Origin of the sequence: Micromonospora sp. DT81.3 (assembly GCF_049847225.1) — a bacterium.
Taxonomy (GTDB): Bacteria; Actinomycetota; Actinomycetes; order Actinomycetales; family Microbacteriaceae; genus Microbacterium.
On the sequence record NZ_JBNCNY010000006.1, the window covers coordinates 314,516 to 328,344 of the forward strand.

15 protein-coding genes are annotated in these 13,829 nt (G+C 66.8%); 5 read left to right on the forward strand and 10 right to left on the reverse strand.

Annotated features, from left to right (window positions below):
* Positions 1–39: 39 nt before the first annotated feature.
* A complete protein-coding gene (locus tag ACPW96_RS15660; RefSeq protein ID WP_425884179.1) occupies positions 40–750 on the forward strand; it encodes an SDR family NAD(P)-dependent oxidoreductase in 711 nt (236 codons plus the stop codon).
* A 7-nt stretch (positions 751–757) separates the two neighbouring features.
* Here the strand turns inward: ACPW96_RS15660 and ACPW96_RS15665 are convergent, their stop codons facing one another.
* The 4 genes from ACPW96_RS15665 to ACPW96_RS15680 form a co-directional block, all read right to left on the reverse strand.
* Positions 758–1,708, reverse strand: a complete 951-nt coding sequence (locus ACPW96_RS15665; protein ID WP_425884181.1) for an SMP-30/gluconolactonase/LRE family protein — start codon at positions 1,706–1,708, stop codon at positions 758–760.
* Between the two features lie 9 nt (positions 1,709–1,717).
* Positions 1,718–2,290 carry a GNAT family N-acetyltransferase gene (locus ACPW96_RS15670; protein WP_425884183.1) on the reverse strand — a complete coding sequence of 191 codons (573 nt, stop codon included), beginning with the start codon at positions 2,288–2,290 and terminating at the stop codon, positions 1,718–1,720.
* A 103-nt stretch (positions 2,291–2,393) separates the two neighbouring features.
* Positions 2,394–4,025 carry an amidohydrolase gene (locus ACPW96_RS15675; protein WP_425884185.1) on the reverse strand — a complete coding sequence of 544 codons (1,632 nt, stop codon included), beginning with the start codon at positions 4,023–4,025 and terminating at the stop codon, positions 2,394–2,396.
* The gene (locus ACPW96_RS15680) at positions 4,022–5,452 is read right to left on the reverse strand and encodes a purine-cytosine permease family protein (RefSeq protein ID WP_425884186.1); all 1,431 of its coding nucleotides are present in this window, start codon (positions 5,450–5,452) and stop codon (positions 4,022–4,024) included. The genes ACPW96_RS15675 and ACPW96_RS15680 overlap by 4 nt, the downstream gene beginning before the upstream one ends.
* A gap of 82 nt (positions 5,453–5,534) precedes the next feature.
* Between ACPW96_RS15680 and ACPW96_RS15685 the strand changes: the two genes are divergently transcribed.
* On the forward strand, positions 5,535–6,176 hold the full coding sequence (locus ACPW96_RS15685; protein WP_425820626.1) for a TetR/AcrR family transcriptional regulator: 642 nt from the start codon (positions 5,535–5,537) through the stop codon (positions 6,174–6,176).
* A 147-nt stretch (positions 6,177–6,323) separates the two neighbouring features.
* Here ACPW96_RS15685 and ACPW96_RS15690 read toward each other — a convergent pair whose 3' ends face one another.
* A complete protein-coding gene (locus tag ACPW96_RS15690) occupies positions 6,324–6,926 on the reverse strand; it encodes a DUF998 domain-containing protein (RefSeq protein ID WP_425884188.1) in 603 nt (200 codons plus the stop codon).
* Positions 6,927–7,166: 240 nt separating this feature from the next.
* On the opposite strand from ACPW96_RS15690, the gene ACPW96_RS15695 reads away from it, so the two are divergent.
* Positions 7,167–7,379: a hypothetical protein gene (locus ACPW96_RS15695; protein WP_425884217.1), complete on the forward strand. Its 213-nt coding sequence runs from the start codon at positions 7,167–7,169 to the stop codon at positions 7,377–7,379.
* A gap of 13 nt (positions 7,380–7,392) precedes the next feature.
* Positions 7,393–8,502 carry an Ig-like domain-containing protein gene (locus tag ACPW96_RS15700; protein WP_425884190.1) on the forward strand — a complete coding sequence of 370 codons (1,110 nt, stop codon included), beginning with the start codon at positions 7,393–7,395 and terminating at the stop codon, positions 8,500–8,502.
* Between the two features lie 31 nt (positions 8,503–8,533).
* Here the strand turns inward: ACPW96_RS15700 and ACPW96_RS15705 are convergent, their stop codons facing one another.
* Positions 8,534–9,670 (reverse strand): hypothetical protein, encoded by a 1,137-nt coding sequence (locus ACPW96_RS15705; RefSeq protein ID WP_425884192.1) that lies wholly within the window; start codon positions 9,668–9,670, stop codon positions 8,534–8,536.
* Between the two features lie 554 nt (positions 9,671–10,224).
* A complete protein-coding gene (locus ACPW96_RS15710; RefSeq protein WP_425820622.1) occupies positions 10,225–10,740 on the reverse strand; it encodes a hypothetical protein in 516 nt (171 codons plus the stop codon).
* Positions 10,741–10,927: 187 nt separating this feature from the next.
* On the opposite strand from ACPW96_RS15710, the gene ACPW96_RS15715 reads away from it, so the two are divergent.
* Positions 10,928–11,521, forward strand: coding sequence for an AAA family ATPase (locus ACPW96_RS15715; protein ID WP_425884193.1), 594 nt, complete (start codon positions 10,928–10,930; stop codon positions 11,519–11,521).
* 144 nt (positions 11,522–11,665) lie between these two features.
* Here ACPW96_RS15715 and ACPW96_RS15720 read toward each other — a convergent pair whose 3' ends face one another.
* From ACPW96_RS15720 to ACPW96_RS15730, 3 genes are all read right to left on the reverse strand, one after another.
* Positions 11,666–12,589, reverse strand: coding sequence for a phosphotransferase (locus ACPW96_RS15720; protein WP_425884195.1), 924 nt, complete (start codon positions 12,587–12,589; stop codon positions 11,666–11,668).
* Positions 12,590–12,747: 158 nt separating this feature from the next.
* Complete coding sequence (locus ACPW96_RS15725; protein ID WP_425821077.1) at positions 12,748–12,921, reverse strand: DNA-binding protein; 174 nt, start codon at positions 12,919–12,921, stop codon at positions 12,748–12,750.
* Between the two features lie 45 nt (positions 12,922–12,966).
* A complete protein-coding gene (locus ACPW96_RS15730; RefSeq protein WP_425884196.1) occupies positions 12,967–13,542 on the reverse strand; it encodes a GNAT family N-acetyltransferase in 576 nt (191 codons plus the stop codon).
* Positions 13,543–13,829 lie beyond the last annotated feature (287 nt).

Below are 13,829 nucleotides of genomic sequence, written 5' to 3' on the forward strand. Positions count from 1 at the left end.
AGTTCCGCGGCACTCGAGCTGCGTGCGGAAGGTGGAGCGGTGGCGCGGATCCTGGTGACCGGATCATCCGGGGGTCTCGGCTTCAACGCCGCGACCGAGCTGGCCTCTCGGGGACACGAGGTCGTGGTGCACTCGCGCCGGTCGTCTCGGCGGCCGGCTGAGGGTGCCGCGCCGTGGCTGGGAGCGGTCTTCGGCGACCTCGCGGACCTCGATCAGACACGGGATGTCGCCGAGCAGGCAGCCGCCTTCGGACGATTCGATGCGGTCATCCACAACGCCGGAGCGCTGCGTCCCCCTGACGCGGTTCCGGTCAACATCGTGGCGCCATATGCGCTCACGGCCCTGATGGACAAGCCGGGTCGATTGATCTACCTGAGCAGCTCGATGCATCGCGGCGGTTTCACCGACCTTCGGGGTCTAGGCTCAGGCCGGGCCTCCTACGGTGACAGTAAGCTCTGGGTCACCGCTCTCGCCCTCGCTGTCGCGGCCCGTTGGCCGGGGACCACGAGCCACGCCGTGGATCCTGGCTGGGTTCCGACGCGGATGGGCGGTGCCGGAGCACCGGATGATCTGGCCGCGGGGCACGAGACTCAGGCGTGGCTGGCCACGCACCCGGATGTCGAGCCCGCGACGGGCGGGTACTGGTACCACCGGCGAACCCAGCTCCCCGACGCGAACGCCCGCGACCAGCGCTTCCAGGCGCAGCTTCTGGCCGCGCTCGAAGCACACACCGGCATCCTGGTCGGCTAGGCCCGGCTCAGCGGTCGATGCGCACCACGTCGTCGTCGGTGCCCGTCGCCGGCGGCGAGCCGAAGCGCGCGTTGGGGAGGAACAGGCTCGATCCGTAGGCGGCGACCGTGGTCGGCACGTCGAAGTCCTCGCTGGTCAGGGTCTCCACGAGCGATCCGCTCGTGCCGTGCGCATCCAGCCGGATGACCGCGACCTGGTTGAGCCGGTTCTGCACGACGTAGAGCGTGCGGCCGACGACGAGCAGTCCGTCACCGAACCGGAGCGACGTGCCGCCGAGGTCGACGACCGTCGCGTCACCCGTGTCGGGGTCGACGCGGAAGAGAGTTCCCGTCGCCGACTGGATCACGAGGAGTGCCTTCTTGTCGGTCGTCTCGGCGATTCCATTGGCGTTGAACCCCGCCTGCTGCACCCACTGGCCCGTGAGCGGCAGCGTCACGATGTCGTCGGGGTCAGGAAGGTCCCCGGACGGACCGATCGGCAGCAGGTACAGTTCGGCAGCCTGGCTGTTCGTGAACCAGGCACCGTCCCGCGTCACGACCACATCGTTGATGAACGCCGCACCGGTGGCGAGCTGGTAGGTCGCCAGCACCTCGCCGGTGGCCGAGTCGATCACGCGCGCGGTGCCGGATGGACCTCCAGAGACGAACAGGCGGCCGAAGCGGTCGACCTTCAGTCCCGCGGACGCGGTTCCTGGTCCCTCGCTGATGACCTCGCCCTCACCGGTTCGCAGATCGGCGGCGTAGATGTCACCGTCGCTCAGCGACCCGAGGTACGCGGTCCCCCGCCGGTCGATGGCGATTCCCTCGGGCTGGAACCCGTCGGGGAGATCGATCAGGTCCTCGACCGCGCCGCCACCGGGCGGGGAACCCGCGGCGTAGGCGGCGTTCGCCGATGAGACGGCGAGCAGCCCTGTCAGTGCAGCAGCGGTCAAGGTACGGGCAACGGTGCGACCAGCCATGACCAAATGCTATGACCGCTCCGGCCACCCGGGATCGGTTCGGGGAAACTTCGGCCCGCGGTCTTCGCGGTCCCCCGCGGCATGGGTGGCGCGCCTCACCATCCGGATCTCGAGGACCCCCTCGTCGATCGTCGTGGTGCCGTCGCTGCGGAAGCCGCACTTCCGGTAGAACGCCTGGGCGCGCGGATTCGCGTCGGCCACCCAGAGTGCGGCGTCCAGAGCCGGGTCGATCACGGCATCGAGCAAGGGGCGGGCCGCCCCACTCCCATGGAACGCTTCGAGAACGTAGAGGACGTAGAGCTGCCGTGGCCACCAGGCGTCCTCGTCGAGCGGAGGACCCGCCATCGCGACTCCGATCATCTCGCCGTCGCGGATGGCGACGGCCGCACGGTTGTCCCGATAGCGCTCGTCCGCGAGTGCGATCTCCCAGAATCTCTCGCGGCGCGGCAGCAGTTCCGGATCATCCAATACCGCGTCGGCCATGATGCCGCGGTACGTCTCCCGCCACGACTGCACGATGACCGCGGCCATCGCCGTGGCATCGCCAGGAACCGCCCGACGTACCGTCATCGCCGCACTCATGCGACGAGCCTAGAGTTCGACGCCGCCGAGGATGAACCCTCACGACGCGCGCACCCTCGTCGGGGTGAGGCGCGGGCGCCGATGCGGGATGTGTCCCACGGCATCAGCTGCCTCGTCGGATCTCCTGCGCCGTGTACCTCGAGCGCCCGGCGACGATGGTCTCGAGGACACGCGCATCCAGCAGCGATGGCGCACCCTCGGCGAAGGGATCGGTGTCGAGCACAATGAGGTCGGCGGCGAAGCCCGGTGCGATGCGGCCACGCCAGTCGCCGTCGCCGACCGAGGCGGCCGCGTCGCGGGTCGCGTGCCCGATGGAGCGCTCGAGCGGCAGCGCGTAGCGGGGGTGCAGGGCGGGCACCGCGCGGTCGAGTGCCGACGCCCGCGTCGTCGCGATGTACATGTTGGCGAGCGCGTGATGCGGCGCGGTGGGGGCGTCCGTCGAGAACGCCAGAAGGGCTCCGGCATCCTCGTACTCGGGCCAGGGGAAGGCGCGCTCGACCCGCGCATCGCCGAGCATCTCAGCCCAGTTCGCGAAGATCGCGGGGTCGGCGTGCACCGGCTGCATGGATGCCGTCACACCGAGCTGAGCCATCCGTTCCGCCGTTCCTGCTGCGGCGTACTCCAGGTGCTCGATGCGGTGCCGTCGGGGCCGGTCGCCGTTCTGCGCGACCGCGTGCTCGATCGCGTCGAGGGCGATCTGGCTCGCGTAGTCGCCGATGGCGTGCTGCGCGACCTGCAGGTTCGCTGCGTCCGCCGCTGCGATGACGGGCTTCAGCTGCTCGAGCGGCCAGATCGGCCGCGCGTTCGACCCGTCCGCGTAGGGATCCCGCATCGCGGCCGTGCACGCGTCGATCACCCCGTCCAGGATGAGCTTGATGCCGACGACCCGCAGCCACGGCGTCGAGGGCGCATGGGCGAGCTCGATCGCACGGGCGACCTGTGCGAGGTTCGCGGAATCGTCACCGGTGTTCGTGATGATCCAGTGCGCGGCGACGCGGATCGGCAGCTCGCCGCCGCGGCGCTGCTGAGCTCGCTCGAACGCCGCGAGCCCGAACTCATCGAACGCCATGTCCACGACGCCGGTCACGCCGGTGGCGACGTAAGCCTCCATGGCGCGCTCCACCTGCTCGTCCCGGTCCACGTCGGTGGTCGTCGCGTCGCGGTGCCCCCACGCGAACTGGGTCGCCGCCGTCTCGTAGAGCATCCCGGTCGGCTCGCCCTCGGCATCCCGAGCGATCTCTCCCCCCAGCGGATCTGGAGTGTCCCGCGTTATGCCGAGCTGCGCCAGGGCCGCGCTGTTGACCCAGCACGAGTGGTAGTCGTTCGCATCGAGGTATACCGGAACGTCCGCGACCGCCGCATCGATCATCGCCGCCGTGGGGGCGCCGCCGGGGATCGAATCGAAGAGCCATCCCCGCCCGCGCAGCACGGCCGTATCCGGATTGTCGGCGCGGGCGCGCCGCAGGAGCGCCTGGATCTCTTTCAGACTGCGGGCATCCGTGAGCTGCACCTGCGCCAGGGCGGCGCCCATCATCAGAAGGTGGGTGTGGGCGTCGGTGAAACCCGGCAGCACCAGCCGGCCCCCGAGATCGACCGTCGTGTCCGCATCCGGCGCACCATCGGCGTCCCCGACGTACGCGAAGGTGTCGCCGTCGATCACGACCGACTCGGCCCATGCCTTCGCGGGATCGGGGTCGGCGGTGAAGACGCGGCCGTTGACGAAAAGGGTGGTCACGGCCGGCCGCCCTTCCCCAGTGGCGTGCGCTGCAAGCCGGCGTAGAGCGCCGCCGCCACCAGCATCCCCACCGGCACAGACAGGTCGATGTAGCCGGTCGCCTCCGCGATCGGTCCGGCCCACACCTCCGTCGCCAGGCACAGCGCGGTAGCGAGGCCGCCGAGCAGCAGCGCGGCGATGCCTGGAATGCTCCACCCGCCCGAATACCAGAACCGGCCGCCCCGTGCGTCGTCGAAGAGTTCGACGCCGTCATATGCGTATCGGCGACGCAGCACGTCCACCACGAAGATCGCCATCGCCGGGCCGGAGACGATCACGAGGAACTGGAGCATCAGGTTCGCGGCTTCGAGCAGACTCGAGGAGAGCACGAGATAGATCGTCAACGCGGTACCCACCACCCCGACGATGATCGTGGCGGGGATGCGGCGCAGCCGGAATCCGATCGCCTGCAGAGCCATGCTCGAGGTGTAGGCCGTCATGGCGTTCAGGGCGATCGTGTTGATGACGACTCCCACCACCAGCAGTGGCCCCACCCACCCTGGCAGCAGGTCGAGCAGTGCCACGTCGATCCCCGCGTCGAATGCGGTGGGACCGACACTCGTGGCCAGCAGTACGCCGACCGTCGTGAACACGATGAAGGGCACGGCACCGCCGAGAGCGGTCGCCGCAGCGATGTTCGTGGGCTTGGTGGAGCGCGGCAGGTACCGGGCGATGTCAGGACTGTTGATGAACGACAGCGGGGTCGAGGCGAGGATCGTGAATCCGATCGAGATCGATGACCACAGCGCCACACCTTCCAGCGGCGCAGGCGCGGCGTACTGCCAATCGACGCTCGGCAGGATGAACCCGGCCACGACGAGGAAGATGACGAAGAGGGCCGCCGCCATGGCCGGGTACAGCCGCAGAATCAACCCGTGACCGTAGATCGCCACGACTATCGTGACCGCCGACACCACCAGCGTCACGCCGATCGGCACCCACAGTGGATCGTCGATTCCCACCCGTCGCAGAAGGTCTGCGCCGAGGAACGATGAGGCCAGCCATGTCAGCGACAGGAACACCGCGCCGATGAACCAGCCGACGAAGGCGACGAAGAACCTGTTGCCGAAGATGCCGTACATCGCCCGCGTCACGACGGATCCCGACGTTCCGGCCGCCGGGCCGCTCGCAGCGATGACACCGGGGAAGATCCACAGCGTGGAGGCGGCCACGATCACGGCGATCGCCTGCCAGATCTCCAACCCCAGCAGGATCAGCGTGGCGCCGATCGTGAGGTTCAGGATGCTGACATTGGGGGCCGCCCAGATGAAGAAGAGGTCGCGGGCACGCCCGTGGCGTTCTGAGTCGTCGATGAGTTCGATGCCCCGCGTCTCGGGCCGGGATGCGGTATCGACGAAAAGCTCATCGGGAGCCTTGGTGTGAGACATGGGGTTCCTTCCGGACCAGCGGCGCTGCTATTGGTCATTCGCCCAATGGACTATTGGTCAGCCATTCAATAACATGGAGCCCATGACGTCAAGTCCCGTTTCCGTCCGATCGCGCAAGCCACCGGAGGAACGACGAGCGGAGATCCTCTCGCACGCGGCCGACATCGCACTCGAGGAAGGGCTCGAGCGCATCACGCTCCGCGCCGTCGCCGACCGGCTCGGCGTGCGTCCCGGTCTCATCACGCACTACTTCCCCGCCGCCGAAGATCTGGTGATCGAAGCTTTCGCGCGGGCGGCCGTGCTCGAGCGCGAGCGGTTCTTTCCGGGGGGCAGAAGCCCGATCGAACGCCTGACGCACTTCGTCCGCTACATCGAAAGCGGCGCATCCGCATCCCTCGCCCGCCTGTGGCTGAACGCCCGTCATCTTTCCCGCTTCAGCCCGGCCCTGTGTGCGGCGCTGGAAGAGCAGGACGGCCTTGACAGAGAACGCATGAGCACGCTCATCGTCGACGGGATCGCTTCGGGTGACTTCGCCGAGCAGGATGTCGAGGCGGCCTGCATCCGGATCTTCATCGCCGTGGACGGCGCGGGCTCCTATGTGAACAGCGCGGCCGATGTGGACAACCCCGCCCACAAGTACTTTCTCGCCGATGTGGCGGAATGGGCGCTCGGGCTCCCGCCGGGGACGCTTCGTGAGGGCATTTGCGCGGACGAGGTCCGGTGACAGAACGGCGTGCTCGGCCGCCGAGCGCCCGTGCGGTGCAGCCTCGATTCACCGCAGGCATCGACATCCGGGCGTGCCGCTGTGACCGAGTGGGTCGCAGGTATCCCGGACCGGCCGCGTGTCGGGCTCTGACGTGGTGCTCTTGCGTCAGGCGACGGAGAGAACGGCGGTAGCGGCGAGCACCACCCACGCCAGGTAGGCGAGGAGGCAGAACCTGTCGGGCCATCCGATTCGGATCTCAGGCGAGCCGCCCTGCCCGTCGGCGGGGGCAGCGGCGATGAGGAACCACACCAGGCCGGCCAGCGGAACGATGGAGGCGATCGCAAGCGTCCAGCCGAGCGCGGGTGCCGCTCCGACCCCCGCGAACAGCGCGGCAGGGGGAAACCCGGCGAGCAGCACACCGCCCAGCACCGTGTGCGCCCTGCCCACGGGCGTGGCCTGAGCGCGCGGAGTCATGATCGGATCGGCGTCGATGAACGCGGCGCAGAGCGCGCCGAGTGCAACAGCGGCAAGGCCGACCGTCCACGCACCGCCCAACGGCCACAAGGCGACGCACGTCGCCGCAAGGCCGACGGCCATCGTGACGAAGGCCAGGCGCATCGCCCACCCGCGTCGCCCGAGAGAATACTCGCTGATCATCCGCCAGGACGGGTCGAACTCGGGCTTGAGGACGTGAAGCATCGCGATCAGCCCAGTCGTGATCCCGCCGGCGACGACCGCGGTGATGGCGGCGATCTCAGCGACGCTCAATATAAGCAGCCATACGTCCAGCGACCATGCGAATCCTCCTGCGGCACTCTATCCGGTGGTGGCTCGCGGCATCATGCCCTCATGGGCGTTCATCTCGGTGCTCAAACGACCTGCCAGCTTCCCGGACTCTCACGTGGCAGCCGACATGCAGCGAGTGTCCGCATGCAACGCGAGGCACGGCCCGAGCCGGCCCGCCACTTCAGCCGCAGATGACGGTCAGCTATTGGGAGAGCCCGTCCACTGCGCCGGCCGACGGGGTCCGGCCATGCGTTCCGGTGGACGCCATCTGCCGGAATGAGGGACCTTGGCACGCTCGGTGGTGGCGACAGCTCCCCTGCTGCAATCGACATCCGCGGCCAGGTCACCGGAAACGCCGAAACCACACGATCGGGCCCCTTGCCTTCGTTCCGGCCGGGGGAGCACACTGGCCGGAACCAGCACCTCAGCCGATGACTAGGACAACGCCATGCCGCCGATGACCCAGAACCGCCGCTCCCTCTCGCCTGCTGCCATCGCGGTAGGGGCGGTGATCGCCCTCGTCGCCGCTGACTCCTCCGCGTATGCCGCTGAGCCGCCCACCATCGTGATCCCGACGACGGGCGGCACGACCAGCGTGACCTGGACACACCCCCTCCCCACCAGCATCGATCCGAGCGCGACATCGCTGATGATCCACAGCTACGAGCAGGCGGAGGGGGAGACGGTCGACTGCACGCTGCTGCTTTTCGATTCTCCCCTCGTCACCGCGACGTTCACCGCCGAGGAGTGGGACGCGCCCGGACCGGTCGAGATGGCCATCCCGGACGGCGCGCTCTCCGACGGTGTGTCTGATCTGACCTGCACGTCAGACGGCGGCGAAACGAACTGGACCATCTACTGGTCCCTCGACACCTCCGGCACCGGAGGCATGAACAGCGTCGATCAGGACGATGACTTCTTCTACCACGCCAAGCACACGGTGTTCGACCCCGGTCCGTCCCATGTGATCTCCCCCGGCGCGACGGTGCTGCTGGAAGGACCATGGGAATACCCCGAACCGGAATGGAACGGATACGCTTCCGCGACTCTCACCTCAAGCAACCCGCGATTCGCCCCGATCAACCTCTCCCCGACGTTCCCTGGGTCCGATCCGTACGGCCTGGTGGTGCAGATCCCTACCGATCTGCCCGCAGGCTTCACGGATACCCCGGCGACTCTCGCAGCGGCATCCGGCGGGAGCAGGGAGGCGGGTGGCTCCTTCAGCTGGAGGACGTCCTGGAGCGGCCCGGTCTCCTTCGGCGCGGCCGCACCATCGAACACCTTCCTCGCACTGGAACGCAGTCTGGGCACCTCACGGGAGCGGCTGACCGCTTCAGCCCGCGTGACGACCGCAGCAGGCGTCGACGTCGCCGGGACGATGGACTTCTTCGTGGACTCGAAGTTGGTCGGCAGCGTCGCGGTCGCCGCGGACGGACGGGCATCCCTCCTGCTGCCGAAGCTGCGGCGCGGCAAGCATGTCGTGGTCGCAACCTTCCGAGGCACGGACGCGGTGAAGTCCTCATCGAGTGCGGCATCATCCCTGCGCATCCTGATCTGACGCCGAACGCTCTCCATCTGTCGGCCCTGATTCACGCGTGCTGCTCGGTCGTGTCCTTCGAGGCGGTCGGCTTTCGCCGCCGCCTGGTCTGCCACACTCCAACGATGGTCGCGGCGAGGGCGACGAACGGCGTGATGTACACCACCGGGCCCTGCAGCAGCTCCCAGAACGTCGGCGGCGCAGCAACGACCGTTGTCGCCGCGGTGATGTGGACTTCTCGTCGAAGCTCTTGGCCGGCAGCCTCCCCGCGTACGGATGTCATGAGGACGAGGTCTAGCCGGCCGGACTCGGTCGGGGTGACGGTCCATGTGCGCTCGATGGCGGCACGGGACTCCGCACCGGCGGTCGCGTCGTTCTCGACCTGGCCAGCCATCTCAATACTGGCCGATGCCGACCCCTGCTCGCGCGAGAGTTCGACGTCTGCACCGATCGTGTCGGCGTGCCCCTCCAGCGGCACGGTGATGGTCACCACGTGCTCCTCGCCGACCGTCATCTTCTCCGGCAGGTCCAGTTCGAGCGATTGAGCCGCCGCAGCCACTTCGTCGAGGTCGCGCTGCACAGGATGGACCTCAACGGCGAGTACGACGGGTTCGTTGATGTCGGCGTACTCCTCGACGACCTCGCCGTCGATCACGACGGTCGGGCGAATGCGCAGATTGAGTGTTCGATCACCCGCCAGGAGCGGAGTCACATCCCACGTCCAGCTGAGCGCGTACCCGCCGCTGGGGTGCGCGAATGCGTTGTCCACCCACTGGCGCGAGGGGGAAGTCGGGCTGACCTCGAATGACTCCGGGTCCTCCCCCATCAACGTCGCCTCGTTGCTCCAAGCGATCAGAATCTCCGTCGCGCCGCTGTCGATCGGGACTCCGAACACGATAGTGGCCGTGAAGCGTGTCGTCTCGAATTGCGTGATCACTGCGGGGTCGAAGCGGGTCTCGAGGCTCGCTGTCGAGAGGGCATCGCTGAGACTGGACGATTCGAGCAGCGGGATGTCAGTGTCCGGTTCAGCAAGCCCTTCACTCGGGTCGCCTTCCCCTGGCGCGGGGGCAGCATCGGGCCAGTCAGGGTCCGGTGCGCCGGGTGCCACGATCCCCGGATTGCCCGACATCACGCCGGAGCACGCGCAGGCGGCGAGCACGACGCCGACGCACAGTGCTAGTACGCTCACGACGCGCCGGACGCGTTCTCCCCAATCAATCAGGTGCATCACACACCCCCATCCCAGAGTGCTGCGTGACTGCGGCCAATCGTATTCCCGCCCGATCTCGGAGTCCATGAGTCGTGTACGGTATCCCCTCGAGCAGGAAAGCTTGCGTACATGACGCCGGGCCACAATTGGAGTGTCCGGTCGCCACGACAACCAGATCTTCGAGGGCCCAAACGAAGTCGCAGCTGCCGGGTCTTCCGCGCCAACGCTGGGACCTCCTCTACGGGTTCATTGCGGTCGGCGGCCGAAGGAGCATCGCGTGATTGCAGAAGCGGGCACACCGGCCACGGCTCGCAGGACGTGGCCGACGACGGACATAGCTATCCGACCTTTCCGTCACACTGGTAAGGAGATCGGGTCGCTTCGGGTGATACGTCTGGACGCCGATCATCCACCCCGGCGGGCCTCTTCATAACTACGGCTGGCGAGAGCGGGACCGGGTCGAGTGCACCGATCGCAGCGTAGGGAGCCAACGGTAGTGCTTCGGCTCGCACCCATGCGCGAGGGCCTGGCTTCTAGGGGCTCCAGCGGAACGCGTGAAGGCGTTCGCCGTCCGCCATGCTGGACGTTCCAGTGACCTGGCCCCGTATGTTGATCCCGACCGCGACGCTGTCGTATCTCCCGCCGAGGGTGCCCAAGTCCGTCATTCCGTGAGCCGGCGTCCATCGAAAGGCATGCGGCTCGAACTCCACGTTCGTGTCGGCCACTCCGACGATCTGGCCCAGGTCGTTGATCTCGTACGCGTAGCTGTCTCGACCGCCGAGGGTGCCCAGATCCTGCATGCCGCCAGACGCCGTCCACCGAATCGCACGGGTCGGTCCCGTCATCCCGCCGCCAACCCCGACGACCTGGCCCAGCGCATTGATGGAGTGGGGGAAGAAGGCACCGAGATCCCGCATGCCCTCTAATGGCGACCACCGGAACGCGCGCTCGCCGCCATCGTTCGGCCGGTAGATTCCGATCACCTGACCCCGCACATTGATTCCGGTGGCGATGCTGTATTGACCAGCCAACGCGCCCAGGTCCTGCATCCCGCCTGACCAGCAACGCCGGGCACGGCTTCCCGCCGAACGAGCTGTCGTTCCCTCCTTTCCCGCCGACAGGACTCGCCCGCGACTGTCTCCCTTGCGATCCTTGAACGTGCGCGTCGGGTGCATGGGGACGGGTGTGCTGGAGAAGTGCTGAAGCCTACCCTCGAGGGACGAGCATTTTCGACCCATGGCTTCCGGCGAAGTCCTCATCGTCAAGAATCGGTCGGGCCAGGTGCAGGGGGTGGCGGGGTTGCCTTCGTTGGGTGCTGATTCGGAGGACTGGATGGACTTCAGAGCGAGCACGATTCAGCGACCGTTGCTCGTACTCTTCTGCGGGCTGCCGGGGTCGGGTAAGACGACTCTTGCGCGCGAGCGAGCACGGGAGACGGGCGCCATCCGTTTCAGCACTGACGAGTGGATGGCGGATCTAGGCGTCGACTACTTCGATGCGATGCGAGACAACCTGCAGCACCGGCTGGACGATTTGTGGAAAGAGCTGCTCGAACACGGGCAGAGCGTGATTCTGGAAGACGGAACCTGGACGCGTGAAGAGCGCGATGAGATCCGCCGGATCGCGCATGTCCTCGGCGCCACCACCGAAATGCACTACTTCGACATCCCGTTCGATGAACTGTGGCGACGACTAGAACTCCGGAACTCCGCGGCAATTCACGGTGCGGCGCTCATCACCAAAGAGGTGCTGGAAGAATCTCGGCGGAGGATCGATGGTCCTGACGCCGCGGAGCTCTCCCTATTCGATCGCGTCGTTGTGCACAGTTAGTCACCCATAAGCGGCCTCTGCGGGTGGAGACGAGGGACCGACGCCAAGCGGGCAGACGTCGCTTGCACGAAAGTGAACACCGCAGCGGCTACGACGGCGGCGGCGAGCAACAGCCCAAGCCACGGTGCGACGGTGCGTGGAGCGTTAAGGAGGGATTACCGGGCTCCACGCCGATCTGTCGACCATGGCGCTGCAATCATCTGGGCGCCGGTCGGCCCCCGAATCCAAATTCTCATCACCGGCGAGATCTGAGGTGCGGTGGAGCTGCTCGAGCCACTCCGCGGCGAGCTGGCGGCCGTGTGGGAGTTTGTCGTCTCGGTCCCATCGCCAAGTCGTGGCGAGTGCTAACGCGATCAGTCGACACTGACGAAGCAACTCCGTATTCACAGTCGGGTAGTAGTCGCTCACTGCTTCAGGGGCATGGGCGAGATCAAATTCGACCGGGCCGCGGCAACAGGTCTCAAGGTCGATGAATAGTGGCCCGTCTTTCGTTTCCAGCAGGTTCCCGGGATGAGGTTCGCCGTGAAGCATTTGCGCGCCACCGAACTCGTTGATCGCGGGTGCGACCGTTCTCAACGTGTGAAGGAGTGTGGCTCTGTCTGCGTCGCTGAGAGCGGGGCTCTGCTTTGGGTCGCAGAGAAGGCGAAGAGCCGAGTCCACCCGGTCCATGAAGTGAGGTACCGCGGCGTCGAGTGTGCGCATGCCGGCATGCAAACGCATCAACGCGGCGGCATAGTCAGGCGGTGGTACCTGTTCAGAAGTCGCCGATGCGTAATAGGTCCATAGCGTGACAACGAAGTCGCCGAGGGCATAGACGCGAGGGGGTACACGCGGGTCGAGAGAAGCGACCGGACAACCAGCGTCGACGAGTTGTTGCGCGAGTCTGATCTCGAACTGAGCAGACGTATCGTGCTCCAGGGCGATTCTCGCTACGACATCGCAGGGCTGAAGACGCAGAGTCAGCTTGTTCGAGTTGTTCAAGATAACCGCGTTGCCGACCTCCAGATCAAGCGACGTGGCGATTGCGATTGCGGCGTCCGTCGCCCGCCCAGCCTCAAGTGCCAACATGAGTCACCTTGTTCCGCGCAGTGGCGGCAGTCGAGAACGTATCGAGAACAACGGGACGGAGGCGGAAGGATACCGAGAATCGCAACTGACCTCCTCGGGCGGAGCGTCGCAAGAGAGGCGCACGCCCATCATGGTGGCTCTCCGCACAAGATCGTCGGCTATTCCGCAAGCGCGGCTCTCAGCACTCGAATTGCCTTCGGCCCGACACCGTGGAGTGTCGCAAGGTGATCGAGGCCGGCTTTCTTGACGTCATCCAGGTCCCGCACGCCCACCTTGTCGAGGGCTCTTGTGGCAGGAGCGCCGATGTTCGGCAGCCGGCGCGCACCGTTCATGCAATGCAGAGTACGCCCTGTACCGAGTATGCATAGGCCGGTCATTCACGGGGCCAACCCGGGGTGCCCCTTACCGTGCGGCGTCGCGTACAGGTTCATCGTAGACGCCCATCCGGTCTGCCTTTGCATACGGATCCAGGCGTCGCGAGACAGGCGATAGCGGCGGAAGCGCACCCCGCCGATTTCCGCGTCTTCCGCGGAAGTGAAGCCGAACCTGGCCATGACACCGCCCGGCGAGCGAGTGTAGGGCAGCGCTACGAAGACCTCCTCGAATCCGAACTCGCCGAACCCGCGGCCCAAAGCGGCTCGAGTAACCTGAGCGCCGACACCCCAAAAGGAAGGAAACAGAACGAGGCCGAACTCCGGGCCCAAGTCCTCCCGCTGAAATCCGCCCCAGCCGACGAACTCCTCGTCCAGGAACACCGCCCACGGTCCGTATCCATAGTCTTCCCACTGAGCGTCTTTGGACTGTATCCATCCAGCGGTTTGCGCCTCATCGAACCGCCCAGCCAACGGCATGTGGCGTACATTGCGTGGCTCATTCAGCAACGTCATCACAGCAGACAGCGGAACCTCGGTCAGTCGCCGGAGTTCGACAGCCGGTGTCCGTTCATCGGCCATGCGTCGAGCATCCCCCACCGCAGTATGCGGTCGCAATCCTTCGCCAATTGCACCGCGGCATGCCACATCCTCGCTGCTCGCCGCTCGCTTCCAAGCCGCTTCCCCCCACAATGCTGTCATCTGCCTGACGACTATGCCGCCTCCGCGGATGGAATGGCCTCCCGAGAGCGCGGCAGATTTCCGGCAGACGCCGTGACGAACGCCGGTTCGCGAGCGGGTCCCTCAGCGCGACAGGTTTCGTTGGGTCAGCAACCGAAAGCGGTACCCGGTTTCGCGTGCGTCCTTCG

Bases quoted from the DNA above. Each gene is read 5' to 3' on its own strand.
- ACPW96_RS15665 (WP_425884181.1), bottom strand. From the start codon at position 1,708: ATGGCTGGTCGCACCGTTGCCCGTACCTTGACCGCTGCTGCACTGACA.
- ACPW96_RS15670 (WP_425884183.1), bottom strand. From the start codon at position 2,290: ATGAGTGCGGCGATGACGGTACGTCGGGCGGTTCCTGGCGATGCCACG.
- ACPW96_RS15680 (WP_425884186.1), bottom strand. From the start codon at position 5,452: ATGTCTCACACCAAGGCTCCCGATGAGCTTTTCGTCGATACCGCATCC.
- ACPW96_RS15685 (WP_425820626.1), top strand. From the start codon at position 5,535: ATGACGTCAAGTCCCGTTTCCGTCCGATCGCGCAAGCCACCGGAGGAA.
- ACPW96_RS15700 (WP_425884190.1), top strand. From the start codon at position 7,393: ATGCCGCCGATGACCCAGAACCGCCGCTCCCTCTCGCCTGCTGCCATC.
- ACPW96_RS15710 (WP_425820622.1), bottom strand. From the start codon at position 10,740: ATGCAGGACCTGGGCGCGTTGGCTGGTCAATACAGCATCGCCACCGGA.
- ACPW96_RS15715 (WP_425884193.1), top strand. From the start codon at position 10,928: ATGGCTTCCGGCGAAGTCCTCATCGTCAAGAATCGGTCGGGCCAGGTG.
- ACPW96_RS15720 (WP_425884195.1), bottom strand. From the start codon at position 12,589: ATGTTGGCACTTGAGGCTGGGCGGGCGACGGACGCCGCAATCGCAATC.
- ACPW96_RS15725 (WP_425821077.1), bottom strand. From the start codon at position 12,921: ATGAACGGTGCGCGCCGGCTGCCGAACATCGGCGCTCCTGCCACAAGA.
- ACPW96_RS15730 (WP_425884196.1), bottom strand. From the start codon at position 13,542: ATGGCCGATGAACGGACACCGGCTGTCGAACTCCGGCGACTGACCGAG.